General features: G+C 72.0%; 23 protein-coding genes. 11 read left to right on the forward strand and 12 right to left on the reverse strand.

Features of this window, described 5'->3' with window-relative positions; genetic code table 11:
- Window positions 1-33 precede the first annotated feature (33 nt).
- From BMX97_RS06150 to BMX97_RS06160, 3 genes are all read left to right on the forward strand, one after another.
- On the forward strand, window positions 34-348 hold the full coding sequence (locus tag BMX97_RS06150; RefSeq protein WP_091746717.1) for an ArsR/SmtB family transcription factor: 315 nt from the start codon (window positions 34-36) through the stop codon (window positions 346-348).
- Window positions 345-701, forward strand: a complete 357-nt coding sequence (locus BMX97_RS06155) for an SRPBCC family protein (RefSeq protein ID WP_091746721.1) — start codon at window positions 345-347, stop codon at window positions 699-701. The genes BMX97_RS06150 and BMX97_RS06155 overlap by 4 nt, the downstream gene beginning before the upstream one ends.
- 89 nt (window positions 702-790) lie before the next feature.
- Entirely contained in the window at window positions 791-1,402 is a 612-nt protein-coding gene (locus BMX97_RS06160) for an ATP-dependent Clp protease proteolytic subunit (RefSeq protein ID WP_091746724.1), read from the forward strand.
- 533 nt (window positions 1,403-1,935) lie between these two features.
- Here the strand turns inward: BMX97_RS06160 and BMX97_RS06165 are convergent.
- Together BMX97_RS06165 and BMX97_RS06170 are read right to left on the reverse strand one after the other, a co-directional pair.
- A complete protein-coding gene (locus BMX97_RS06165) occupies window positions 1,936-2,274 on the reverse strand; it encodes a hypothetical protein (RefSeq protein ID WP_060846961.1) in 339 nt (112 codons plus the stop codon).
- A gap of 95 nt (window positions 2,275-2,369) precedes the next feature.
- Complete coding sequence (locus tag BMX97_RS06170; RefSeq protein WP_091746727.1) at window positions 2,370-2,600, reverse strand: hypothetical protein; 231 nt, start codon at window positions 2,598-2,600, stop codon at window positions 2,370-2,372.
- Between the two features lie 496 nt (window positions 2,601-3,096).
- Here BMX97_RS06170 and BMX97_RS06175 point away from each other — a divergent pair, with 496 nt between their 5' ends.
- The 3 genes from BMX97_RS06175 (at window position 3,097) to BMX97_RS06185 (ending at window position 5,497) form a co-directional block, all read left to right on the forward strand.
- On the forward strand, window positions 3,097-4,032 hold the full coding sequence (locus tag BMX97_RS06175; RefSeq protein ID WP_091746730.1) for a sugar kinase: 936 nt from the start codon (window positions 3,097-3,099) through the stop codon (window positions 4,030-4,032).
- Entirely contained in the window at window positions 4,029-4,673 is a 645-nt protein-coding gene (gene eda, locus BMX97_RS06180) for a bifunctional 4-hydroxy-2-oxoglutarate aldolase/2-dehydro-3-deoxy-phosphogluconate aldolase (RefSeq protein WP_091746732.1), read from the forward strand. Before BMX97_RS06175 ends, eda begins: the two co-directional genes overlap by 4 nt.
- Before the next feature lie 191 nt (window positions 4,674-4,864).
- Entirely contained in the window at window positions 4,865-5,497 is a 633-nt protein-coding gene (locus BMX97_RS06185) for a L,D-transpeptidase (RefSeq protein ID WP_091746735.1), read from the forward strand.
- A 314-nt stretch (window positions 5,498-5,811) separates the two neighbouring features.
- On the opposite strand, the gene BMX97_RS06190 is transcribed toward BMX97_RS06185, so the two are convergent.
- Complete coding sequence (locus tag BMX97_RS06190; protein WP_091746737.1) at window positions 5,812-6,615, reverse strand: AraC family transcriptional regulator; 804 nt, start codon at window positions 6,613-6,615, stop codon at window positions 5,812-5,814.
- Between the two features lie 108 nt (window positions 6,616-6,723).
- Here BMX97_RS06190 and BMX97_RS06195 point away from each other — a divergent pair, with 108 nt between their 5' ends.
- Together BMX97_RS06195 and BMX97_RS06200 are read left to right on the forward strand one after the other, a co-directional pair.
- The gene (locus BMX97_RS06195) at window positions 6,724-8,043 is read left to right on the forward strand and encodes a tetratricopeptide repeat protein (RefSeq protein ID WP_091746741.1); all 1,320 of its coding nucleotides are present in this window, start codon (window positions 6,724-6,726) and stop codon (window positions 8,041-8,043) included.
- Between the two features lie 11 nt (window positions 8,044-8,054).
- On the forward strand, window positions 8,055-9,278 hold the full coding sequence (locus BMX97_RS06200) for an MFS transporter (protein ID WP_091746745.1): 1,224 nt from the start codon (window positions 8,055-8,057) through the stop codon (window positions 9,276-9,278).
- An 8-nt stretch (window positions 9,279-9,286) separates the two neighbouring features.
- On the opposite strand, the gene BMX97_RS06205 is transcribed toward BMX97_RS06200, so the two are convergent.
- Window positions 9,287-9,673, reverse strand: a complete 387-nt coding sequence (locus BMX97_RS06205; protein ID WP_091746748.1) for a gamma-butyrobetaine hydroxylase family protein — start codon at window positions 9,671-9,673, stop codon at window positions 9,287-9,289.
- 154 nt (window positions 9,674-9,827) lie between these two features.
- On the opposite strand from BMX97_RS06205, the gene moaA reads away from it, so the two are divergent.
- The gene (moaA, locus tag BMX97_RS06210) at window positions 9,828-10,850 is read left to right on the forward strand and encodes a GTP 3',8-cyclase MoaA (RefSeq protein ID WP_091747048.1); all 1,023 of its coding nucleotides are present in this window, start codon (window positions 9,828-9,830) and stop codon (window positions 10,848-10,850) included.
- A 23-nt stretch (window positions 10,851-10,873) separates the two neighbouring features.
- Here the strand turns inward: moaA and BMX97_RS06215 are convergent, their stop codons facing one another.
- A complete protein-coding gene (locus tag BMX97_RS06215; RefSeq protein WP_091746751.1) occupies window positions 10,874-12,601 on the reverse strand; it encodes a methyl-accepting chemotaxis protein in 1,728 nt (575 codons plus the stop codon).
- A 204-nt stretch (window positions 12,602-12,805) separates the two neighbouring features.
- On the opposite strand from BMX97_RS06215, the gene BMX97_RS06220 reads away from it, so the two are divergent.
- Window positions 12,806-13,591 (forward strand): transporter substrate-binding domain-containing protein, encoded by a 786-nt coding sequence (locus tag BMX97_RS06220; RefSeq protein ID WP_091746754.1) that lies wholly within the window; start codon window positions 12,806-12,808, stop codon window positions 13,589-13,591.
- 125 nt (window positions 13,592-13,716) lie between these two features.
- A complete protein-coding gene (locus tag BMX97_RS06225; RefSeq protein ID WP_091746757.1) occupies window positions 13,717-14,583 on the forward strand; it encodes an NAD(P)-dependent oxidoreductase in 867 nt (288 codons plus the stop codon).
- A 220-nt stretch (window positions 14,584-14,803) separates the two neighbouring features.
- Here the strand turns inward: BMX97_RS06225 and glpK are convergent, their stop codons facing one another.
- The 7 genes from glpK to BMX97_RS06260 form a co-directional block, all read right to left on the reverse strand.
- Entirely contained in the window at window positions 14,804-16,297 is a 1,494-nt protein-coding gene (glpK, locus tag BMX97_RS06230; protein WP_091746760.1) for a glycerol kinase GlpK, read from the reverse strand.
- A 140-nt stretch (window positions 16,298-16,437) separates the two neighbouring features.
- Entirely contained in the window at window positions 16,438-18,183 is a 1,746-nt protein-coding gene (locus tag BMX97_RS06235; protein WP_091746763.1) for an ABC transporter substrate-binding protein, read from the reverse strand.
- A 109-nt stretch (window positions 18,184-18,292) separates the two neighbouring features.
- Complete coding sequence (locus tag BMX97_RS06240; protein WP_091746765.1) at window positions 18,293-18,574, reverse strand: DUF2160 domain-containing protein; 282 nt, start codon at window positions 18,572-18,574, stop codon at window positions 18,293-18,295.
- Window positions 18,575-18,589: 15 nt separating this feature from the next.
- Window positions 18,590-19,387 carry a carbohydrate ABC transporter permease gene (locus tag BMX97_RS06245; protein WP_060846945.1) on the reverse strand — a complete coding sequence of 266 codons (798 nt, stop codon included), beginning with the start codon at window positions 19,385-19,387 and terminating at the stop codon, window positions 18,590-18,592.
- A complete protein-coding gene (locus BMX97_RS06250; protein ID WP_091746768.1) occupies window positions 19,387-20,358 on the reverse strand; it encodes a carbohydrate ABC transporter permease in 972 nt (323 codons plus the stop codon). The genes BMX97_RS06245 and BMX97_RS06250 overlap by 1 nt, the downstream gene beginning before the upstream one ends.
- Complete coding sequence (locus BMX97_RS06255; RefSeq protein WP_091746770.1) at window positions 20,355-21,440, reverse strand: ABC transporter ATP-binding protein; 1,086 nt, start codon at window positions 21,438-21,440, stop codon at window positions 20,355-20,357. The genes BMX97_RS06250 and BMX97_RS06255 overlap by 4 nt, the downstream gene beginning before the upstream one ends.
- A gap of 14 nt (window positions 21,441-21,454) precedes the next feature.
- Window positions 21,455-22,540, reverse strand: coding sequence for an ABC transporter ATP-binding protein (locus tag BMX97_RS06260; protein ID WP_091746773.1), 1,086 nt, complete (start codon window positions 22,538-22,540; stop codon window positions 21,455-21,457).
- Window positions 22,541-22,545: the final 5 nt, after the last annotated feature.

Below are 22,545 nucleotides of genomic sequence, written 5' to 3' on the forward strand. Positions count from 1 at the left end.
GCGCTTCACATAAGCGTCTGCTTATCTGTTGCCATGGTCGAGGACGACATCTTCCGGGCCCTGGCGGACCCCACCCGACGCGCGATCTTCGAGAAGCTCGCGGCCGGGAGCATGAACGCCAGCGCGTTGCGCCAGGGCATGGCGATCAGCCAGCCGGCGATGTCCCAGCACCTCGCCGTGCTGCGCGGCGCCGGGCTCGTGCGCGAGGCGCGGCAGGGCCGTTTCGTGAACTACGACGTCGATCCGGCCGGGGTGGCGCTCATCGCGCAGTGGCTGGCGAAGTACCGCGCCTACTGGCCCGCCCGCGTCGATGCGCTCGAGGCCGTGCTGAAGGAGATGGACCAATGAGCGACGCGGCGCGCGACGAGCCCGGCCCCGGCATCGAGCAGGAATACGAGCTGAGCGAGCCGCCCGGGAAGGTCTGGCGCGCGCTCAGCATCCCGGAGCTGCGGGAGCGTTGGCTGCCCGGCGCGGCGCTGGCGGCGCCCGAGCCGGTCGCCGTCACGCCCGGGCGCGAGGTCAGCTACCGGATGCGCGAGGCCGTCCCGCCTCACGTCGAGAGCACGGTGACGTTCCGCATCGCCCCGAACGACACGGGCGGCACCTGCCTGCGCATCATCCACGCCCTGACGGATGCCCGGTTCGCACCGCCGACGACGGCCGCCGCGAACGGCAACGCCCCGGTGCTGCGCGCCGCCTGACGCGGCTCGTCCCGGGTTCAGGCCCCCAAGGTCCTGCTTCCCAAGGTCCTGTTTCCCAAAATCCCCTCCCGGAAGATCGGAGGTCGCCGATGCGCGACACGATGCAACTCGTCCCCATGGTCGTCGAGCAGTCCAGCCGCGGGGAGCGGTCCTTCGACATCTTCTCCCGCCTCCTGCGCGAGCGCATCGTCTTCCTCAACGGGGAGGTGAACGACACGGTCTCCGCGCTGGTCTGCGCCCAACTCCTGTTCCTGGAGGCGGAGAACCCGACCCGGCCGATCCACCTCTACATCAACTCGCCGGGCGGCGTCGTGACGAGCGGCTTTGCCATGTACGACACCATGCGCCACATCCGGGCGCCGGTTCACACGCTGTGCATGGGGACGGCCTACTCGATGGGCTCGTTCCTGCTCATGGCCGGCGAGCCCGGGGAGCGGGCCGTGCTGCCCAACGCCAGCATCCTCGTCCACCAGCCGCTGGGAGGGTACAAGGGGCAGGCATCCGACATCCTCATCCATGCCGCCGAGACCCTGCGCACCAAGCAGCGCATCACGCGGCTCTACGCCGAGCATTGCGGGCGGTCCTACGAGGAGTTCGAGCGCGCCATGGACCGCGACCGCTTCATGACGGCCGAGGAGGCGCTGGAATGGGGCCTCGTCGACCGCATCCTCTCCCCCGCGCGGGCGGGCGGCCTCGCCTGAACCATTTTCCGACGACTCGGATGCCGGTTCGTCGCGGACGATGCGCCGAAATCAGAGAACCAGGGCATCGGCCGGTTGCCACGCAACGGCAGGCGACCTCGACGGAGGTGGATGTCTGAGAACCGTTTGACTTTCGACGACACGATCGCGAGGGGGTTTTCTATCCTACCCTCCGCCTCATCCTGAGATGCTGGCGATCATAGATCACGGGCGATCGAAGATCGCTGAGCCTCGAAGGAGGGAGCCAGTGATCTCGGAGATTTCTGGAGCCCTCCTTCGAGGTCAGTCGATTTTCAATCGACTGACACCTCATGATGAGGTTGCTGATGGGATAGAGTGTATCTATCGGTCAAACAGGATCTGACACGCGGGCGTTCCATGAAAGCTCACGCCCTTTCCCGGACGACGGGCTGGGATCCTGGCGGCACGGCCCTGCCGCCCGGATCCACCCCCCCGACGCGCTCGACCGTGCCGGCGGCCGGAGGTCGGCGCGTTGGCCGAACGCGCCGCGGCAAGGCCCCTGTGGCGTCGCTCTACGGTTTGGCGGCGGACTCGCGCTCCGGCGTCCAGTCGACCTCGACCACCCGCTGGCCGTCCTCGCGGTTGTAGCGGAGCGCCGTCAGCCGCATCGCCAGCAGGGCCTTGGCGTCCTCGGCCCGCGGGCACTGGACGGGATCGTGGGCGCGGTGGGTCCGGTCGAGCATCTGCGCGAAGGCGGCGTCGAGGGCCGGCATCGCCGCGACGGTGGAGAACGGGGCCGAGAGGTAGACGGTGCGGCCGGGCCCGCGGGCGAGGCAGTAGCGCCAGTCGGCGACGGCCGGCGTGGCGGCCAGCACGGCACCCGCCAGGGCGCCGAGACGGAGGATTCTCATCGGGTCGATACGCTCGCAACGGGCCGCGGGGCGGCCCCGATGCACGCACCCTGCGGCCTCAGCAAGGCAGGATCGACACGGCGCGCGGGCCTGGGTCAGGCCCGGGCGGTCTCCGCCTCCGCCGCCTCGAGGCTCAGGCTCCAGACCCGGGCGCCGTCCTCGGCGACGAGCCAGGCCTCGCCGGTCCGGTCCCCGAACATCTCGTCGGCCCGCCCGAGCACTCGCGCCGCGGCGTGGCGCACCGTCGGCGCCTGGATCGGCAGGTCGTGCAGCGGACGGACCCTGCCGCGTTCGCGGACGATGGAGCGCAATCGATAGACGGGCATGAGGAACGAACTCCGTAAGACGGGCGGGGTTCTGGTGACCCCGGATGTCCGGCGTGAGCAGAAGCCTGGCTGTTTCGAACCCTTCCTCGCGCCCCCGCGGCTGCGGCGGGGACACGGCCTGCCTCCTCGTCCCGGCGGACGAGGTCGCGCTTCTTTTAGCGCCTCCCCCGGATCGTTCAATAGCTGACCTAGCGTTCGATGACTGTCGTTGCGACACGGTAAATCGTTCCGGCATGCCGCAGCTCCGCCGCGCCGGGGCCGGGGGTGGATCCGGGCTCCCCCACCCCAGGCCCTTGATCGCGCCGCATCTTTCGCCGCGCGAGCGGTATCCAGCGCCCGCGGAGATGCTCTAGGGAGAGGGATGGACGCGGCGCAGGCCGCCCCGGGCGCGCCGATGCCACCCCCACCAAAGGGGAAGGCGCGGACGGGGGTGCCGGCGCGGACGATGCGCCACCCGGACGGAACGCCGTCCGCGCGCGGGAGGGGGACGGACACGATGACGACGAGGGTCGCCTGCATCGGCGAGTGCATGATGGAGCTGTCGGAGCGGCCCGACGGCAGCCTGCTGCGCGGCTACGGCGGCGATACGCTGAACACCGCCCTCTACCTTGCCCGGCTCGGCGTCGCGGTCGACTACGTGACGGCGCTCGGCGACGATCCGTGGAGCGAGGAGATGCGGGCGGCCTGGGAGGCCGAGGGCATCGGCACCGACCGGGTGCGCCGCCTGCCGGGCCGGATGCCCGGGCTCTACATCATCCGCACCGACGGATCCGGCGAGCGCAGCTTCCACTACTGGCGCGACAGCGCGGCCGCGCGCGATCTCTTCTCCGGTCCCGGTGCCGCCGAGACCCGGGCGGCGCTCACGGGGTACGACCTCGTCTACGCTTCCGGCATCAGCCTGTCGCTCTACGGCGAGGACGGCCGGGCGGCCCTGGCCGAAACCTGCCGGGCCGTGCAGGCGAAGGGTGGGCGCGTCGCCTTCGACACCAACTACCGGCCCCGCGGCTGGCCCGACAAGGCGAAGGCACAGGAGGCTTTCCGCGCCGCGATGGCGGCGGCCGACCTGATCTTCGCCTCCACGGAGGACCTCGAATGGCTCTACGGGCCGGAGGGCGAGGCGGAGGTGCTGCGCCACCGCGGCCGCTGCGAGATCGTCCTGAAGGGCGGCGGCTCGCCCCCCGCCGTGCGGGTGCTCGCGGGCGGGGACGACGTGAGCGTGCCGGCCTCCCCCGTCGCCTCGGTCGTCGACACCACCGCGGCGGGCGACAGCTTCGCGGCCGCCTACATGGCGGCGCGCCTCGCCGGCCGGCCCCCCGCCGAGGCCGCCCGGCACGGCCACCGCCTCGCCGGCGCGGTGATCGGACACCGCGGCGCCGTGATCCCCCGGGCGGCGATGCCCGCCCTCCCCTCCCACCAGGACGACCAGCCATGACCGCCGAATCCCGCGCCCGCCGCCTCGACGCGCTGCTCGCCGCCTCGCCGGTGATCCCCGTCATCACCGTGCCGGAGCTCGCCCACGCGGTGCCGCTCGCCCGCGCCCTGGTGGCGGGAGGCATCACGACCCTGGAGATCACCCTGCGCACGCCGGTGGCCCGGGACGCGGCGCGGGCGATCATGGCTGAGGTTCCGGAGGCGGTGGTGGGCCTCGGCACGGTGCTGAATCCGGCCGACCTCCAGACCGCCCACGACCTCGGCGCCCGCTTCGCGCTGAGCCCCGGGGCGACGCCCGAACTCCTGGCGGCGGCGGCCGCCAGCGACATGGTGTTCATGCCCGGCATCGCCACGCCCTCCGACCTGATGCAGGTGCTGGCCGCCGGCTTCACGGTGGCGAAGTTCTTCCCCGCGGTGCCGGCCGGCGGCATGGCGGCGCTGAAGGCGCTCGGCGGGCCCTTCCCGCAGGCCCGCTTCTGCCCGACCGGGGGCATCGGCGAGGCCGACGCCAAGGCCTGGCTCGCCCTGCCGAACGTCGCGGCAGTGGGCGGCTCCTGGCTGGCGCCGGAGGCCGAGATCCGCGCCGGCAACTTCGCCGCCATCACCGAGCGGGCCCGGCGGACGCTGGCCGCCCTGCGGTAACACACTGGAAACATGCCCGCGCCGCCCCGGTGTGGCGCGGGCACAACGCCAACTTCGCAACTGCGAAGCTTCCCCGGATTTAAGCTTGGCTTTGGATCGTGGGCGTTTACGGCTTGGCTATCGGTTCCGCCGTACGGTGCCGGACGCGTTCGAACCGTCCCGTCCCGCGCTTCCCCATCCGAGAGGCTTTCATGCGCCGCTTCGTTCCCGCCCTGGCCGGGCTGGCCTGCGCCGTCACCGCCTGGGCGGCGCCCGCCGCCGCCTACGAGATCGACCCGCTCACCCGCCAGCCCCTGGACCAGCCGCTCACCGTGACGGTGCGGTCCCCCGCCGCCGCTGCGGCGGCCGTCGATCCCCTCGACGCCGCAGTGCCGAAGCTGAGCCCGATCCCGCGCGAGACGGTCGCCTATTCCGGCGCCTACGGCGCCGGCACCATCGTGGTCTCGACCGCCGAGCGCCGGCTCTACTACGTGCTCGGCAACGGCCAGGCCCTGCGCTACGGCGTCGGCGTCGGCCGCCCGGGCTTCACCTGGAACGGCGTCCAGACCATCTCGATGAAGCGCGAATGGCCGGATTGGCGCCCGCCGGCGCAGATGATCCGCCGCCGGCCCGACCTGCCGCGCCACATGAAGGGCGGCCCCGAGAACCCGCTCGGCGCCCGCGCGATGTATCTCGGCGGCTCGCTGTACCGCATCCACGGCTCCAACGAGCCCGAGACCATCGGCACCGCCGTCTCCTCCGGCTGCATCCGGATGACCAACGACGACGTGATGGACCTCTACACCCGCGCCAAGGTCGGCACGAAGGTGATCGTGCAGCGCTGATAGAGGTGCAGCATTCAAATTGATGGAAAAAGGCCGGCCCCGTGCCGGCCTTTTTCATGTTCGTGCGTCCGATATTCTTGATTGCATGGCGCGGGTGTCCCCCTCCCCCCTCTGCGGGGGAGGGTGGCCCGGCCGTGAGGCCGGGTCGGGAGAGGGGACGCCGCTTCCAGACAGGGCTGAACCGTTCTGACGGTCGCCCCCTGGATCAGCGTCGCGCTGCCCCTCTCCCGCCCGGCGCACGAGTGCTTCGCACTCGCAGCCGGGCGCCCTCCCCCGCAAAGGGGGGAGGGGAAAGCGCTAATCTTCCTAATGGCTTAGCATCCCTCACCGCCCCAGCCCAACGGCCTCCCCCGCATGTAGGCCTGGGGCGCCGCGCCCATCTCGCGGCGAAAGGCGTACACGAAGGCCGAGGTCGAGCCGTAGCCGAGCGTCATCGCGGTGCGGGTCACGTCCATCCCGCCGCCCATCAGCTCGATCGCCTTGAACAGCCGCAGGCGCCGGCGCCAGGTGCGCAGGCTCATGCCGAGCTCGGCCTCGAAGCGGCGGGCGAGCGTGCGGCCCGACAGGCCGACGGCCCGGCCCCATTCCTCCGGCCCGCGGGCATCGGCCGGCGCAGCGTCGAGCGCCTCGCAGAGCGCGGCCAGCGGGCCCTCGCGCGGCCAGGGTAGCGCGCCGGGCAGGGGCGCGGCGCGGCGCAGCTGGTCGAGGATCAGGGCGGCGACGCGGCCGGCATAGCCGTCGTGGTCCGCCACCCCGTCGAGTGCCGCCGCCTCGACGATGAGGGCCTGGAGCAGGGGCGGGACGCCGAGCACCGTCGGCCCCCCGGGAAGCCCCGTCCCGGCCGCGTCGGCGATCCACAGGCTGCGGAACTCGGCGCCGAGCAGCGAGCCGACCCGGTGCCGGTGCCCGGTCGGCAGCCACACCGCCTGCTCGGGCGAGATCACGAAGGAGCGGCCGTCCACCGCCACGGTCAGCACCCCGGAGACGGCGTAGACGACCTGGTGCCAGTCGTGGGCGTGTTCGGGAAAGGCGTGGCGCGCCGGGATCGACTGCACCCGCACCGTGAGCGGCCGCGGCGCCCGCGAGTCGGGCGGCGTCTCGATCGTCTCCCACCGCATGGCCGGGCTCCATTTTGGCCGCCAGTCTACAAGGGATGTCGCCCCGTCGAAATACGGACAGCCGACGCTCGGCTATGCAGGGACGGTTCACCGTTCCAGACCCGCGTCATGGCCCATTACGACCGCCGCTTCCTGCCGCTCTCGACCGCCTCCGATACCGCCGCCGCGCGCTACCGCGAGGGCATCGACCTGATGCTCGCCGCCTGGCCGGGCGCCGCCGAGGCGCTCGACGCGGCGATCGCGGCCGATCCCGGTTTCGCCCTGGCGCATGCCGCCCGGGCCCGCCTGCACGCGATGCGCGCCGAGCCGGCGGCGGCGCGGGCCCGCATCGCGGTGGCGGCCGAGCGGGTGGCGCGGGCCGGAACCGAGCGCGAGCGCAGCCACGTCGCGGTGGTGTCGCTGGCGATCGAGGGCCGGTCGGGGGAGGCGCTGCAGCACGCGCTCGCCCATGCCGAGGCCTGGCCGCGCGACGCCCTGGTGCTGTCGATGCCGCTCGGCGCCTTCGGGCTCCTGGCCTTCTCGGGACGGGCCGACCACGACCAGGCCCGGGTCGATCTCTGCGAGCGCCATGCCGCGGCTTACGCGCCCGACGACTGGTGGTTCTCGGTCTCCCGCGGCTGGGCCCTGACCGAGAACGGCGCCGTGGCGCAGGGCCGGGCGCTCACCGAGGAGGGCTTTGGCCTGCGGCGCGAGAACGCCAACGGCGCCCACGCCCTGTCGCACGCGCTGTTCGAGGACGGGGCCGGCGAGGAGGCCGAGGCGCTGATCGCCGGCTGGCTCCCGGGCTACGACCGCGCGGGCGTCCTGCACGGGCACATCGCCTGGCACGCCGCCCTCGCGGCGCTGGAGCGCGGCGACGCGCAAGCCGCCCTCGCGCTTTACGGCGCGCATGTCCGGCCGGGGGTGTCGGCGGGCCTCGCCCTCAACGTCGTCACCGACGCGGTCTCGCTGCTCTGGCGCCTCTCGGCCTACGGCCACGCCGTCCCGGCCGGCCTGTGGGACGAGGTCCGGGCCTATGCCGCGCCGCGCTTCGGGGAGGCCGGATTCGGCTTTGCCGACGCGCATATGGGGCTGCTCGCCGCCGCGACGGGCGACCGGGAGGGCGCGGCGTCGCGCATCGCCGCCCTCGCCGCCCTCGTCGAGGCCGGCACCCTGGCGGCGGGGCCGGTGGTGCCGGCAATCTGCCGCGCCGCCCTCGCCTTCGCGGACGAGGACTGGGATTCGTGCGTGCGGATCCTCGAACCCGTCGCCGCCGAGGTGGTGCGGCTCGGCGGCAGCGGCGCCCAGCGCGAGGTGATCGAGGACACCCTCCTCATCGCCCTGATGCGCGCCGGCAGGGCCGAGGCGGCACGCACCCTCCTCGACGCCCGCCTCCACCGCCGCCCCTCGCCGCGCGATGCGCGCTGGCAGGCCCGGCTCACCGCCTGACGGGACGAACGATGTCGAACCCCGCCCTCCCCGCCGCGACGGACTCCGCCGGCTCCGCCCCGTCCGGCACCGGCAACGTCCTGCGCCTCGCCGTGGCGCAGGCGCTCGCCGGCGCCAACTCGGTCGTCGTCTACGCCACCGGCGCGGTCATCGGCAGCCGATTGGCGCCGGACCCGGCCCTCGCCACCCTGCCGGTTTCGATCTTCGTGGTCGGCATGGCCGCCTGCACCCTGCCGGCCGGGCGCATCGCCCGCCGCCACGGCCGGCGCGCGGCGTTCCTCGCCGGCACCGGCTGCGGCGTGCTGGTCGGGCTCATCGCCGCGCTCGCGGTGGTGCTGTCGTCGTTCTGGCTGTTCTGCCTCGCCACCTTCTTCGGCGGCGCCTACGCGGCGGTGGTCTTGTCCTTCCGCTTCGCCGCCGCCGATTGCGTCGCGCCGGAGCGCCGGCCGCGCGCCCTCTCGGCCGTGATGGCCGGCGGGGTCTTCGCCGGGATCATCGGGCCGCAGCTCGTCAGCCACACCATGGCCCTGTGGCCCGCCCACCTGTTCGCCGCGACCTTCCTGGCCCAGGCCGCGGTGGCGGCCCTCTCGGCTCTGGTGCTGGCAGGCGTGCGGCTGCCGGGCCCGACGAGCGCGGACCTCTCGGGCGGGCGGCCGCTCGCCACGATCGCCCGCCAGCCCCGCTTCGTTACCGCGGTGGTGTGCGGGGTCGTGTCCTACCTGCTGATGAACTTCTTGATGACCGCGGCGCCGCTCGCCATGCACCTGTGCGGCCTGACGCAGGACGACGCCAATCTCGGCCTGCAATGGCACGTCATCGCCATGTACGCGCCGAGCTTCTTCACCGGGCGGCTGATCGCGCGCTTCGGGGCGCGCCACGTCGTGGCGGCGGGGCTCGCGCTCACCGGGGCTGCGGCCCTCGTCGGCCTCTCGGGGCTGGACCTCGCCCATTTCTGGGTCTTCCTGGTCCTCCTCGGCATCGGCTGGAACTTCGGCTTCGTCGGCGCCTCCGCGATGGTGCTCGAATGCCACCGGCCGGAGGAGCGCACCCGGGTCCAGTCGCTCAACGACTTCGCGGTGTTCGGCACGATGGCGGTCGGCTCGTTCTCCTCCGGCGGGCTCTTGGCCCATTACGGCTGGGAGGTCGTGCTGTGGGTGTCGTTCGGGCCGCTCGCCCTGGCGGTCGCGGCGCTCGCCCTGGCGGCCGCCGCCCGGCCCGCCCCGGCGGTCGGCTGAGGGATGCCTCAGCGCCGCCGCGCCGGCTCGCGGCTCAAGTTGCGGACCGCCAGTTCGTCCTCGTAGCGGGCGAACCGCGTCGCCTGTTCCTCGCCGAGGCGGCGCAGGAAGTCGAAGGCGTAGATCCCGGTATCGTGCATGTCGTCGAAGGTGAGCTTCACCGCGTAGTTGCCGACGGGCGCCACCGCCAGGATCTCGACCTCGCGCTTGCCGGGGATCCATTGCCGCTCGGAGGGGGCGTGGCCCTGGACCTCGGCCGAGGGGCTCTCGACCCGCAGGTACTCCGCCGGGAGCGCGTAGGCCGCGCCGCTCGCATAGGCGACGTGGAGGGTGCGCTTGTCGCGCGAGAGCCGGATCTCGGTCGGCCAGTCGGCATCCGTGGTCGCGTCGGGCATGGGTCCGCGTCTCCCTGCTGCGCCGGCGTCGCTTGCCGGTCGGCCTGCAAGCGCTCATATGCAGACGGGACGCCGGCCGCCAGTGCCGCGCCCGAGGAAAGCCGTCTCCGTCGAGGATTGCAGCCGCATGTGGGGCCCCCGTACCGACGATCCGATGCCGGCGGCGTCCGTGCCGGCACGGCCCGCGCCGCTGATCGATCCGTTCCAGCGCGCGATCACCTACCTGCGCGTCTCCGTGACCGACCGCTGCGACCTGCGCTGCGTCTACTGCATGTCCGAGGACATGGCGTTCCTGCCCAAGCGCGACCTGCTCACGCTCGAGGAGCTGGACCGGGTCTGCTCGGTCTTCGTCGAGCGCGGCGTGAGGAAGCTGCGCATCACCGGCGGCGAGCCGCTGGTGCGGCGCGACATCATGCGGCTGTTCAGGAACCTCTCGCGCCACCTCGCCTCCGGCGCGCTGGAGGAGATGACGCTCACCACCAACGGCACCCGCCTGCGCCAGCACGCCGCCGAGCTGGCGGATCTCGGCATGCGCCGGATCAACGTCTCGCTCGACACCCTCAACCCGGAAAAATTCCGGGCGATCACCCGGCGCGGCGACCTGCCGACGGTGCTCGACGGCATCGCGGCGGCCCGCGAGGCGGGCCTGAAGGTCAAGATCAACGCCGTGGCGCTGAAGGGCGTCAACGAGGACGAGATCCCGGCGATGCTCGACTGGGCCCACGGGCTCGGCATGGAGATGACGCTGATCGAGGTGATGCCGCTCGGCGACATCGAGCCCGACCGGGTCGACCAGTTCCTGCCGCTCTCGGTGGTGCGCGAGCGCCTGTCGGAGCGCTACACGCTCACGCCCCTGCCCGACCGCACCGGCGGCCCGGCCCGCTACGTGCGGCTGGAGGAGACCGGCGGGCGGCTCGGCTTCATCACGCCGCTCACCCACAATTTCTGCGAGAGCTGCAACCGGGTGCGCCTGACCTGCACCGGCCAGCTCTACCTGTGCCTCGGCCAGGAGGACGCCGCCGACCTGCGGGCGGCGCTCCGCGCCTCACCGGACGACGCCGTGGTGGCCGAGGCGATCCGCGAGGCGATCACCCGCAAGCCGAAGGGCCACGACTTCGTCATCGCCCGCCAGGCCAAGCCCGCGGTGGCGCGCCACATGAGCACGACGGGGGGCTGAGGGCCCGCTTCCCACCACCCCTCTCAGATCCGGAACCCCATCCGGAGCGCGCCCCAGTGCCGGCCGTGGACCCGGATCGGGCTCGCGACCTCGCGCAAGGGCGGGCGCCCTGCCTCGTCCTGCGGGCAGGCCTGGACCAGGAAGGCCCGGGTCGAGCGGGCCGCCGACAGGCCGATGCGGTCGTCGTAGAGCCGGCGCTGGCGGGCGTGCAGCGCGTTCCAGGCCGGGTCGCCGGTCCGGGGCGCCTGGGCCCGGGCGCGGTTGTGGACCGGCGCGTAGCCGTTGCGGTCGACCGCGATGCAGAACGCCGTGCGCGGATCGGCGAGCAGCAGCGGCTCGAGGATCGGCGGCAGGATGTCCTCCAGCACCGGCACCGCGGCGGTGAGATAATGCGGCGGCTCGATGCCGGCGACCGGCCGGTAGGTCGTGTCGAACAGGGCTTGGCGGGTGAGCCGGCCTTCGGCCAGCACCTGCTCCAGCGCGGCACCGACGGAAGCGGCGCCGCCCGTCGCCGCCGCGATCAGCGGCCGGTTCTCCTCCTCGATCGCCACCAGGGCGTCGCGCATGCGCTCCTCGGAGACGGCGTCGGCGAGCGTGCAGTGCAGGCCCCGCGGGCTCGTGCCGACGACGAGGACCTGCATCCGGCCGGGACCGCGCAGGTCGAGGGACAGACGGGCGCCGACCGGCGCGGCGCAGCCCTCCGGCGGGGTCAGCAGCAGGCCGCCGCGGCTCACGTCGAGCACCCGCCCGAGGCCCCAGTTGCCGACCCGGACCGCGAGGTCGACCGGGTAGCGGTCGTGCTCGCGCCGGTCGCCGATCTCGGCCTGGCGCAGGGACGCCACGGTGCGCCCGGCGAGCCCCCCGGCGAGGCCCGCGATGCCGGCGCCGACCGATTGGGCGGTCTCCATCCGCCGGGCCGCCTCGCGGGCGGCCGCCGCCGCCGCATCGGCGTCGCGGTCGAGGAGGTCGGTCGCGGCGAAGAGGTCCTGCGCCGTCCCGGCGAGGTGCCGGGCGGTCGCCGCCTGGGCGGTCGCCGCCGCCTCGGCGGTGGCGACCGCCGGGCGCAGGCCGGCGAGCGAGGTCGCGACGCCGCCCGCCGCCACCGCCCCGGGGCCGGAGAGGCGGCGGTTCAGGGCGCGCACCGCCTCGACCGCCCGGGCGGCGTCCGCGGACAGGAGCTTGAACTCCTCCGCCATCTGCCAGAGCGTTTCGCCGCCGGTCCCGGCGCGGACGGCCTCGACGGTGGCGCCGAGGGCGAGGCGGTTGGCCTGGCGCGCCAGGGTCGCCACCGCCTCGACGAGGCGGGCGGAATCCTGGGCGGCCTCGACCATCTCGGTCTCGAGGACGCGGCTCTGGGCGTCGGTGCGTTCGAGGTGGCGGGCGGCCTGGACCAGCACCCCGGCGAGGCCGTCGGCCTCCTCGGCGAGCGTGTCGGCGGCGGCCCCGAGGGCGAGGCCCCGGGCGCCCGCCGTCCCGGCCCCGGCCGCCAGGGCGTCGAGGTTCCGGGCGAGGGCGGCGGCGTCCGAGGCCGCGGCGGCGGTCTCGGCGCAGCCGTCCCGGGCCGCGACCCCGACGGCGCGGGCGGCCCGCACCAGTTCCGCCTCGACCCGGTCGACGGCGTCGCGCCCGGACCGGCCCGCATCGCGCTCCGGCTCCCCAGACGTCGGCGCGGCGACGGCGAGCGGGGGCAGGATCTCGACCGCGTCGGCGCGGTCGCGGGAGGGATGAGGCGGGCGGAAGCTCAGGCGCATGACCGGATGAGAGCGCGCGATTGTCTAAGGAGCGGTTAACCCTGACAGGGGGTTAGCGTCGGCGGGGCCGGGCGCCCGGCGGACCGCGCGAGTTGCGTCCGCGGGCGTCACCGTGGCAGGGTCCGCGCCGCCGTGCCCGATTCCGCATCGGGCCCGGTCCGAGATGCCCCCGGACGATCGTCCTCCACGAGAGAACCCTGCCGGATGAGCCGCCTGCTCTCCCGCCTCCTGCTCCTGTCGCTACTGGCCGCCCCGCCGGCCCTCGCCGAGGATGCGCCCTCCCCGCCCCCGCCCTCCCCGGTGCGCATCGCCACCGAGGGCGGCCGCCCGCCGTTCAACTACGTCGAGGACGGCAAGCCGGCGGGATTCGAGGTCGACCTCGCCCGGGCCTTGTGCGCCGAGGCCCGGCTCACCTGTACGGTCGTGCTCCACCAGTGGGACGGCATCATCAAGGGCCTGGAGGCCGGCGAGTACGACGCCATCATGGCGGCGATGGCGATCACCCCGAAGCGGGCCGCCCGCATCGCCTTCACCAAGCCGTACCTGCGGGTCCCGTTCTCCTACGTGGCGCGACGGGACTCCTCCCTGGCGAACCCGACCCCGGCGGCCCTGAAGGGGCTCACGATCGGCGTGGCGGCGCACGGGCCGCAGGTCGCCTTCCTGGAGCAGCGGGTGCCGGGCGCCACGATCCGCACCTTCGACAACCTCGCCGACGCAACCCTCGACCTGCGGGCCGGCCGGGTCGACCTGGTGCTCGGCGACAAGCTCGAGCTCACCACCTTCCTCTCCCGGCCCGAGGGCGAGGCCTGCTGCCGCCTCGTCGGCGACGTGCCGGCCGGCGAGCCGCTGCTCGGCGAGGGCGCCGGCATCGGCCTGCGCAAGGGCGACACCGCCCTGCGCGAGGCCTTCGACCGCGCGCTCGCGGCGCTCGACGCCGATGGGCGCTACGACCGCATCCGGGCGAAATACGTCCCGTTCGATACGAAGTGACGGATCGGCCCTCCCCGGGCGCGGATCGTGCGGGGAGAGGCGGCGCGCCGGTTTGACGGGCGTGGGCGCGGCTCACTACACCGGGGGCCGAGCGCCGCGGGACGACGGCGTGGGAGGACGAGCGCATGGCAAAGGTCGCGTTTCTGGGTCTCGGCGTGATGGGGGGGCCGATGGCCCGCCACCTCGCCGCCAAGGGCCATGACGTCACGGTCTACAACCGCACCAGGGCCAAGGCCGACGAGTGGGTGGGTGCCCATGGCGGCAAGGCCGCGGCGACGCCCCGCGAGGCGGCGGAAGGCCAGGAGATCGTCTTCGCCTGCGTCGGCAACGACGACGACCTGCGCCAGGTCACGACCGGGCCCGACGGCGCCTTCTCAGCGATGGGCAAGGGCACGGTCTTCGTCGATCACACCACCGCCTCGGCGGAGGTCGCCCGCGAGCTCGCGGCGGCGGCCGAACAGGCCGGCTTCGGCTTCATCGACGCCCCGGTCTCCGGCGGCCAGGCGGGCGCCGAGAACGGCGTGCTGACGGTCATGTGCGGCGGCGACGCGGAGACCTTCGCGCGGGTCGAGCCGGTGATCGGGTCGTATGCCCGCGCCTGCCGGTTGCTGGGGCCCGTCGGCGCCGGCCAGCTCGCCAAGATGATGAACCAGATCTGCATCGCCGGCCTGGTCCAGGGCCTGTCGGAGGCGGTGCATTTCGGCAAGCGGGCCGGGCTCGACATCGAGGCGGTGCTCGACGTGATCTCCAAGGGCGCCGCCGGCTCCTGGCAGATGGAGAACCGCGGCAAGACCATGAACGAGGGCAAGTTCGAGTTCGGCTTCGCCGTCGACTGGATGCGCAAGGACCTGTCGATCGTCCTCGCCGAGGCCCGCCGCAACAAGGCCAAGCTGCCGGTGACGGCACTGGTCGACCAGTTCTACGCCGAGGTGCAGAGCCTGGGCGGCGGGCGCTGGGACACGTCGAGCCTCCTCGCGCGGCTGGAGAAGTAAGGGCGGTCGACACGGTCGAACGCGCTTAAACCCAGCCTCCATCGTCATCCCGGGGCTCGCCGCGGGCGAGAACCCGGGATCCATAACCGCCGACGATGCAGTTTCCGGCGGATCGCGTTCCGCTTCGTTCTGAAACGTCAGCGTTTATGGATCCCGGGTTCCGCTGCGCGGCCCCGGGATGACGTGGTGGATTGGAAGCTCCGGCAGGACGATCTCTCGTCTACTTCCCCACCAGGCAGCTCACGGCCTTGCGCCAGCCGGCGAGCCGGCGCTCGCGCATGGTCGGCTCCATCGCCGGGGCGAAGCGGCGCTCCAGGCGCCAGTGGTCGGCGAAGTGCTCGGGCTCCGGGTAGAGGCCGCAGGCCAGCCCCGCGAGGTAGGCGGCGCCCAACGCGGTCGTTTCCTTCACCTCGGGCCGGTCGACCGGGGCGGCCAGCAGGTCGGCGAGGCGCTGCATCGTCCAGTCGGAGGCGACCATGCCGCCGTCGACCCTGAGCACCGTGGCGCTCCCCTCCCCGTCCGGCCAGTCGGCCCGCATGGCGGCCAGGAGGTCGGCGGTCTGGTAGCACACGCTCTCGAGCGCGGCGCGGGCGAGCTCGGCCGGGCCGGTGCCGCGGGTGAGCCCGAACAGGGCGCCGCGGGCGTCGGGCTCCCAGTGGGGCGCGCCGAGGCCGACGAAGGCCGGCACCAGGTAGACCTCCTGCGCCGGGTCGGCCCGCTCGGCGAGCGCGCCCGTCTCGGCTGCCGATTCGATGATTCCGAGCCCGTCGCGCAGCCACTGCACCGCCGCACCGGCGACGAAGATCGAGCCTTCGAGCGCGTAGGTGCGCCGGCCGTTCAGCTGGTAGGCGATGGTGGTGAGGAGCTTGTTCTTCGAGGCGACCGGCTGGTCGCCGGTGTTGAGGAGGGCAAAGCACCCGGTGCCGTAGGTCGACTTGACCATGCCGGGCCGGAAGCAGGCCTGGCCGACCACCGCCGCCTGCTGGTCGCCGGCCACGCCCCGGATCGGGATCGACGCGCCGAACAGCGCCGGGTCGGTCTCGCCGAAATCGCCGGAGGAATCGCGCACCTCCGGCAGCATCGAGGCGGGGACGCCCAGCAGCGCCATCAGCTCCTCGTCCCAGGCGCCGCGATGGATGTCGAAGAGCAGCGTGCGCGAGGCGTTGGTGGCGTCGGTGACGTGGAGCCGCCCACCGGTGAGGCGCCACAGCAGGTACGAATCGACGGTGCCGAAGGCGAGCTCGCCGGCCTCGGCCCGGGCGCGGGCGCCGGGCACGTTGTCGAGGATCCAGGCGATCTTGGTGCCGGAGAAGTAGGGGTCGAGGATCAGGCCGGTCCTGGCCGTGACCAGCGGCTCGTGACCGGCCTCCTTCAGGCGCGCGCAGATCCCGGCCGAGCGCCGGTCCTGCCACACGATGGCCCGGTGCACGGCCTCGCCGGTGCGCTTGTCCCAGACCAGCGTCGTCTCGCGCTGGTTGGTGATGCCGATCGCCGCCACGTCCCGCGCCGTCACGCCGGCCTGCTTCATCGCCGCCCGGCAGGTCTCGAGGGTGGTGCGCCAGAGATCCTCGGGCTCGTGCTCGACCCAGCCCGAGGCCGGGAAGTGCTGGGGAAACTCGGCCTGGGCGAGGCCCGCGATCGAGGTGTCGGGCCGGAACAAGAGGGCGCGCGAGGAGGTGGTGCCCTGGTCGATGGCGAGGATGAGGGAGGACATCGGTTCTGCGCTCGTCGGAGGGGTGGAGGTTCCGCCGTGACGGTTTCCCTCGCGACGCGCGCGGCGGTTGCCGCCATCCTGGCGAGACCCGGATCATCGCGGAAGGGAGCCGGGGCTTGAGCGCCCCGGCTCCCTCGGCGTCAACCGCGCTTCGGAGGCGAGGCCGGCCAGCTCTTGATCAGGGTGTCGTAGTCGATCGTCTCACCCTTCGGCTTCTCGTCGGCGAGCTTGCGCTGGGGCGCCAGCGTGCCGTCCTTCTTGGCCTGCTCGTACCAGTGCTCGGCCGAGGTCTTGGGGTTGAGCTTCGGGCCGCACTCGCCCTGGACCTTGGAGCGCTCGAGGCGCGCCATCACGTCGTCCTGGGCGTTGGCGAGCGCGTCCATCGCCGCCTGCGGGGTCTTGGCGCCCGAGGAGGCGTCGCCGATGTTCTGCCACCACAGCTGGGCGAGCTTGGGGTAGTCCGGCACGTTCACGCCGGTCGGGGTCCACTGCGTGCGGGCCGGCGAGCGGTAGAACTCGACCAGGCCGCCGAGCTTCGGCGCCCGCTCGGTGAAGGACTTGTCCCAGATGTCGCTCTCGCGGATGAAGGTGAGGCCGACATGGCTCTTCTTCAGGCTGACCGACTTCGAGACGATGAACTGCTGGTAGAGCCAGGCTGCCTTGCGGCGCTCGAGCGGGGTCGACTTCAGGAGGGTGAGCGAGCCGGCATCCTGGTAGCCGAGCTTCATGCCCTCCTTCCAGTACGGGCCCTTCGGCGAGGGCGCCATGCGCCACTTCGGCGTGCCGTCCTGGTTCATCACCGGCAGGCCGGGCTTGACCATATCGGCGGTGAAGGCGGTGTACCAGAACATCTGCTGGGCGACGTTGCCCTGCGACGGCACCGGGCCCGATTCCGAGAAGGTCATGCCGGCGGCCTGGGGCGGCGCGTACTTCTTCAGCCAGTCGACGTACTTGGTGACGGCGTAGACCGCGGCCGGGCCGTTGGTGTCGCCGCCGCGCTCGATCGAGGAGCCGACCGGGCGGCAGCCCTCCATGCGGATGCCCCACTCGTCGACCGGCTTGCCGTTCGGGAGGCCCTTGTCGCCGTTGCCGGCCATCGACAGCCACGCGTCGGTGAAGCGCCAGCCGAGGGACGGATCCTTCTTGCCGTAGTCCATGTGGCCATAGACCTTGACGCCGTCGATCTCCTTCACGTCGTTGGTGAAGAAGTCGGCGATGTCCTCGTAGGCCGACCAGTTGACCGGCACGCCGAGCTCGTAGCCGTACTTGGCCTTGAACTTCTGCTTGAGGTCGGCGCGGGTGAACCAGTCGTAGCGGAACCAGTACAGGTTGGCGAATTGCTGGTCGGGCAGCTGGTAGAGCTTGTTGTCCGGGCCGGTGCCGAAAGAGCGGCCGATGAAGTCCTCGAGGTCGAGGGTCGGCGAGGTGACGTCCTTGGCCTCACCGGTCATGAAGTCGGAGAGCGCCACGGTCTGGCCGTAGCGGAAATGGGTGCCGACGAGGTCGGAATCGTTGATCCAGCCGTCGTAGATGTTCTTGCCCGACTGCATCTGGGTCTGAATCTTCTCCACCACGTCGCCCTCCTGCAGGAGGTCGTGGCGCACCTTGATCCCGGTGATCTCGGTGAAGGCCTTCGCCAGGATGCGGGCCTCGTATTCGTGCGTGGTGATGGTCTCGGAGACGAAGTTGATCTCCATGCCGGCGAAGGGCTTCGCCGCATCGATGAACCACTGCATCTCCTTGAGCTGGTCCTCCTTCGACAGGGTCGAGGGCTGGAACTCGGTATCGACCCAGCGCTTGGCCTCCTCCATGCCGGCGAAGGCGTGGCCGGCGGCGAGGCTGAGCGCCAGCGCGCTCGCGGCGGTGAGCAGAGTATGGCGTTTCATGGATGGTCCCTCCCTGGTGGATTGTTCGCCGGGCCTGCCCGGGCGGGCCCGTCGGTTCTTGGGTCTTTGCGCATCGCTCGGTGACGAGGCGATGTCGCGGCCGGGCGCCTCAGGCGAAGCGGAACATCGCCGCGCCGTAGACGAGCGAGAGCGCGAGCGCCCATTCGAGGCTCGGGCCGACGAGGCCGAGCCAGGCGAGATTGATGAAGGCGGTTCCGACCAGCGTCAGGAAGAGCCGGTCGCCCCGGGTCGTCGGGATCCGCAGGATCCCGACCGTCTCGGTCTCCGGGCGCCAGACGGCGAGCGCGGTCATCAGGGCGAGAAGGCCGGCGATGACCGCGAAGAACAAAGCGGTCTGCCAGGTCCAGGCCATCCAGGCGAAATCAGGCATCTTGGCTCTCCCCGATCACACCCGGCCGAGGGCGAAGCCCTTGGCGATGTAGTTGCGCACGAACCAGATCACGAGGGCGCCCGGCACGATGGTGAGCACGCCGGCGGCGGCGAGCAGGCCCCAATCCATGCCGGCGGCCGAGACCGTGCGGGTCATGGTGGCGGCGATGGGCTTGGCGTCGACCGAGGTGAGGGTGCGGGCGAGCAGGAGCTCGACCCAGGAGAACATGAAGCAGAAGAAGGCGGCGACGCCGATGCCCGACGCGATCAGCGGCATGAAGATCTTCGTAAAGAAGCGCGGGAACGAGTAGCCATCGATCGCCGCGGTCTCGTCGATCTCGCGGGGCACGCCCGACATGAAGCCTTCGAGAATCCACACCGCCAGCGGCACGTTGAACAGGCAGTGGGCCAGCGCCACGGCCCAGGGCGTGTCGAACAGGCCGACCGCCGAGTAGAGGTTGAAGAACGGCAGCGCGAACACCGCCGGCGGCGCCATCCGGTTCGAGAGCAGCCAGAAGAACAGGTGCTTGTCGCCGATGAAGCTGTAGCGCGAGAAGGCGTAGGCCGCCGGCAGCGCCAGGCCGATCGACAGGACCGTGTTGATCGCCACGTAGGACAGCGAGTTCAGGTAGCCGCCGTACCAGCTCGGATCGGTGAAGATCCGGATGTAGTTGTCGAACGTGATCGCATGCGGCCAGAGCGTCATGCTGGTGTTGATTTCCTGGTTGGTCTTCAGGCTCATGTTCACGAGCCAGTAGATCGGGACCATCAGGAACAGGAGGTAGAGCGTCATCACGACGTGGCGCGGGCGCATCAGGCGGCCCTCCGGTCGAGCGGGATGGTGGTGGCCTGGGGCAGGCTGCCGGCGGCAGCCGCATCGGCCGGGTCGTCGGCCAGCACCGTGCGGTTGCCGGCGTCGACGTTGGTCATCACGGTGTAGAACACCCAGCAGACGCTCAGGATGATCAGGTTGTAGACCAGCGACATCGCCGCCGCCCGGCCGAGGTCGAACTGGCCCAGCGCCAGCTTGACGAGGTCGATCGACAGGAAGGTCGTGGCGTTGCCGGGCCCGCCGCCGGTGAGCACGAAGGGCTCGGTGTAGATCATGAACGAATCCATGAAGCGCAGCAGCACGGCGATCAGCAGGACCCGGCGCATCTTCGGCAGCTGGATGGTGCGGAAGATCGCCCACTGGCTCGCCCCGTCGATGCGGGCGGCCTGGTAGTAGGCGTCGGGGATCGACTTGAGGCCGGCATAGCACAGGAGCGCCACGAGGCTCGTCCAGTGCCAGACGTCCATGGTCACGATGGTGATCCAGGCGGCGAGCGCCGAGCCGGCGTAGTTGTAGTCGATGCCGAGGCCGTTGAGCGTCGCGCCCAACAGCCCGATGTCGGTGCGGGCAAACACCTGCCAGATCGTGCCGACGACGTTCCACGGGATCAGGAGCGGCAGCGCCATCAGCACGAGGCAGAAGGCGACCGAGCGGCCCTCCCGCGGCATCGACAGCGCCACCGCGATGCCGAGCGGCACCTCGATCGCCAGGATGATCGCGGAAAAGAGCAGGTTGCGCCACAGCGAATCGAAGAAGCGCTCGCCGAACTGGCTCGACGGGTCGAGCAGCTCCTGGAACCAGCCGAGGCCGTTCCAGAAGAACTGGTTGTTCCCGAACGTGTCCTGGAACGAGTAGTTGACCACCGTCATCAGCGGCAGCACCGCCGAGAAGGCGACGACGGCGAAGACCGGCAGGACGAGGAGCCAGGCCTTCTGGTTGACGGTCTTGGTCATGCGGCCTCCCCCGGCACCAGGGCGCCGTCGGCGTAGATGTGGATCTGGCGCGGATCGAGGGTCAGCGCCGCCTCTGTCCCGTCGAGGCTCTGGCCCTCCGCCACCGTGGCGACGAGGGGCCGCCCCCCCAGTTCGACCCGGGCGAGGCGCTGGCGGCCGATATCGTCGATGCGCTTGACCTGCACCGGGAGCCCGAGGCCCTTCGGCGCCAGATGCACGTATTCGGGCCTGACCCCGAGCTCGATGCGCTTGCCCTTGGGCAGCTCCGGATAGTGGCGCGCGAGCGGGATGGCGTGGCCCTCGATCGTCGCGGTCGCGCCCTGCACCTCGGCCGGAAGCAGGTTCATGCCGGGCGAGCCGATGAAGTGGCCGACGAAGGTGTGGGCCGGGCGCTCGAACAGCTCGTCCGGCGTGCCGGTCTGCACCACCGCCCCGTCATGCATCACCACCACCGTGTCGGCGAAGGTCAGCGCCTCGGTCTGGTCGTGGGTGACGTAGATCATCGTCAGGTCGAGCTTGCGGTGAAGCTCCTTGAGGGTCGAACGCAGCTGCCATTTCAGGTGCGGGTCGATGACGGTGAGCGGCTCGTCGAACAAGATCGCCGCCACGTCCGGGCGCACGAGACCCCGGCCGAGCGAGATTTTTTGCTTCATGTCCGCCGTCAGGTTGTTGGCGCGGCGGTCCAGCACCCGGGTGAGATCGAGAAGCCCGGCGATCTCTTCCACCCGCGACCGGATGGTGGCCGGCGCCACGCGCCGGTTCTTCAACGGGAAGGCCAGGTTCTCCCGCACCGTCATGGTGTCGTAGACGACCGGGAACTGGAACACCTGGGCGATGTTGCGCCCCTCGGTCGGCACCGTGGTGACGTCGCGGTCGTCGAACAGGATGCGGCCGCGGGTCGGGACGACGAGGCCCGAGATGATGTTGAGCAACGTGGACTTGCCGCAGCCCGACGGTCCGAGCAGCGCGTAGGCGCCGCCCTGGCGCCAGACGTGGTCGATTTCCTTGAGCGCGTAATCCTGCGGGCCTTGCGGGTTCGGGCCGTAGGCGTGGGCGAGATGGTCGAGGGTGATGCGGGCCATGGATCCCCTCCGTCTCAGGCGGCCGCCGGCAGGTCGAAGGCGGCGGTGCGGCCGCTCTCGTCGAACACCAGGGCGTGGCGGGGGTCGAGATAGGCGGTCACCGCCGTGCCGGGCTCGAGCCGGCGCACGCCGGAGACGAGCGCGATCAGGCGGCTCTCGCCGGCATCAACGTGAACGTAGCTCTCCGAGCCGGTGATCTCGGCGACCGAGACGGTGGCGGGCAGCGCGATCGCCTCGCCGGGCAGCGGATCCAGGGCGAGGTGGTGGGCGCGAAACCCGATCGTGTAGGCGCCGTCCGGCACGCCTGCCAGCGTCCCGGCCGCCCGGATCTGGTCGCCGGTCGGCAGGGTGACCCGGCCGCCGCCCTTCACGATCCGCAGGGTGTTGAGCGGCGGGTCGGAGAAGACCTTTGCCGTGACGAGGTCGTCGGGCCGGCGGTAGACGTCCGGCGTCGGGCCGACCTGCGTGACGCGGCCCTGGTGCAGGGTGGCGGTGCGCCCGCCGAGCATCAGGGCCTCGGCCGGCTCGGTGGTGGCGTAGACGAAGATCGCGCCGGTGGCCGCGAAGATGCGCGGCAATTCCTCGCGCAGTTCCTCGCGCAGCTTGTAGTCGAGGTTCGCCAGCGGCTCGTCCATCAGCACGAGGTCGGCGCGCTTGCAGAGCGCGCGGGCGATGGCGGTGCGCTGCTGCTGGCCGCCCGACAATTCGAGGGGCTTGCGCTTCAGGTAGGGGGTGAGCCGCAGCAGGCCCGCCGCCTCCTGCACCCGCGCCTCGATCTCGGCCTTCGCGACGCCCGCGACCCGCATCGGCGAGGCGATGTTCTCGTAGACCGAGAGGGACGGGTAGTTGATGAACTGCTGGTAGACCATCGCGACGTTGCGGCGTTGCACCGGCAGGCCGGTCACGTCCTTGCCGTCGGCGACGATCCGGCCCTCGCTCGGGGCCTCGAGGCCGGCCATCAGGCGCATCAGGGTGGTCTTGCCGGCCAAGGTCTGGCCGAGCAGCACGTTGAGCGAGCCCTTCGGCAACGTCAGGCTGACGTCGCGGATATGGGTCTCGGGGCCGACCCGCTTGGTGACGTTCTCCAGGATCAGGGTCATGGCGC

Source organism: Methylobacterium sp. ap11 (genome assembly GCF_900110515.1).
In the GTDB taxonomy this organism is placed as follows: Bacteria; Pseudomonadota; Alphaproteobacteria; order Rhizobiales; family Beijerinckiaceae; genus Methylobacterium; species Methylobacterium ajmalii.

Excerpts from the sequence above, each read along its gene's own strand:
- BMX97_RS06150 (WP_091746717.1), top strand. The coding sequence starts at position 34 with ATGGTCGAGGACGACATCTTCCGGGCCCTGGCGGACCCCACCCGACGC.
- BMX97_RS06155 (WP_091746721.1), top strand. The coding sequence starts at position 345 with ATGAGCGACGCGGCGCGCGACGAGCCCGGCCCCGGCATCGAGCAGGAA.
- BMX97_RS06160 (WP_091746724.1), top strand. The coding sequence starts at position 791 with ATGCGCGACACGATGCAACTCGTCCCCATGGTCGTCGAGCAGTCCAGC.
- BMX97_RS06165 (WP_060846961.1), bottom strand. The coding sequence starts at position 2,274 with ATGAGAATCCTCCGTCTCGGCGCCCTGGCGGGTGCCGTGCTGGCCGCC.
- BMX97_RS06170 (WP_091746727.1), bottom strand. The coding sequence starts at position 2,600 with ATGCCCGTCTATCGATTGCGCTCCATCGTCCGCGAACGCGGCAGGGTC.
- BMX97_RS06175 (WP_091746730.1), top strand. The coding sequence starts at position 3,097 with ATGACGACGAGGGTCGCCTGCATCGGCGAGTGCATGATGGAGCTGTCG.
- eda (WP_091746732.1), top strand. The coding sequence starts at position 4,029 with ATGACCGCCGAATCCCGCGCCCGCCGCCTCGACGCGCTGCTCGCCGCC.
- BMX97_RS06185 (WP_091746735.1), top strand. The coding sequence starts at position 4,865 with ATGCGCCGCTTCGTTCCCGCCCTGGCCGGGCTGGCCTGCGCCGTCACC.
- BMX97_RS06190 (WP_091746737.1), bottom strand. The coding sequence starts at position 6,615 with ATGCGGTGGGAGACGATCGAGACGCCGCCCGACTCGCGGGCGCCGCGG.
- BMX97_RS06195 (WP_091746741.1), top strand. The coding sequence starts at position 6,724 with ATGGCCCATTACGACCGCCGCTTCCTGCCGCTCTCGACCGCCTCCGAT.
- BMX97_RS06200 (WP_091746745.1), top strand. The coding sequence starts at position 8,055 with ATGTCGAACCCCGCCCTCCCCGCCGCGACGGACTCCGCCGGCTCCGCC.
- BMX97_RS06205 (WP_091746748.1), bottom strand. The coding sequence starts at position 9,673 with ATGCCCGACGCGACCACGGATGCCGACTGGCCGACCGAGATCCGGCTC.
- moaA (WP_091747048.1), top strand. The coding sequence starts at position 9,828 with ATGCCGGCGGCGTCCGTGCCGGCACGGCCCGCGCCGCTGATCGATCCG.
- BMX97_RS06215 (WP_091746751.1), bottom strand. The coding sequence starts at position 12,601 with ATGCGCCTGAGCTTCCGCCCGCCTCATCCCTCCCGCGACCGCGCCGAC.
- BMX97_RS06220 (WP_091746754.1), top strand. The coding sequence starts at position 12,806 with ATGAGCCGCCTGCTCTCCCGCCTCCTGCTCCTGTCGCTACTGGCCGCC.
- BMX97_RS06225 (WP_091746757.1), top strand. The coding sequence starts at position 13,717 with ATGGCAAAGGTCGCGTTTCTGGGTCTCGGCGTGATGGGGGGGCCGATG.
- glpK (WP_091746760.1), bottom strand. The coding sequence starts at position 16,297 with ATGTCCTCCCTCATCCTCGCCATCGACCAGGGCACCACCTCCTCGCGC.
- BMX97_RS06235 (WP_091746763.1), bottom strand. The coding sequence starts at position 18,183 with ATGAAACGCCATACTCTGCTCACCGCCGCGAGCGCGCTGGCGCTCAGC.
- BMX97_RS06240 (WP_091746765.1), bottom strand. The coding sequence starts at position 18,574 with ATGCCTGATTTCGCCTGGATGGCCTGGACCTGGCAGACCGCTTTGTTC.
- BMX97_RS06245 (WP_060846945.1), bottom strand. The coding sequence starts at position 19,387 with ATGCGCCCGCGCCACGTCGTGATGACGCTCTACCTCCTGTTCCTGATG.
- BMX97_RS06250 (WP_091746768.1), bottom strand. The coding sequence starts at position 20,358 with ATGACCAAGACCGTCAACCAGAAGGCCTGGCTCCTCGTCCTGCCGGTC.
- BMX97_RS06255 (WP_091746770.1), bottom strand. The coding sequence starts at position 21,440 with ATGGCCCGCATCACCCTCGACCATCTCGCCCACGCCTACGGCCCGAAC.
- BMX97_RS06260 (WP_091746773.1), bottom strand. The coding sequence starts at position 22,540 with ATGACCCTGATCCTGGAGAACGTCACCAAGCGGGTCGGCCCCGAGACC.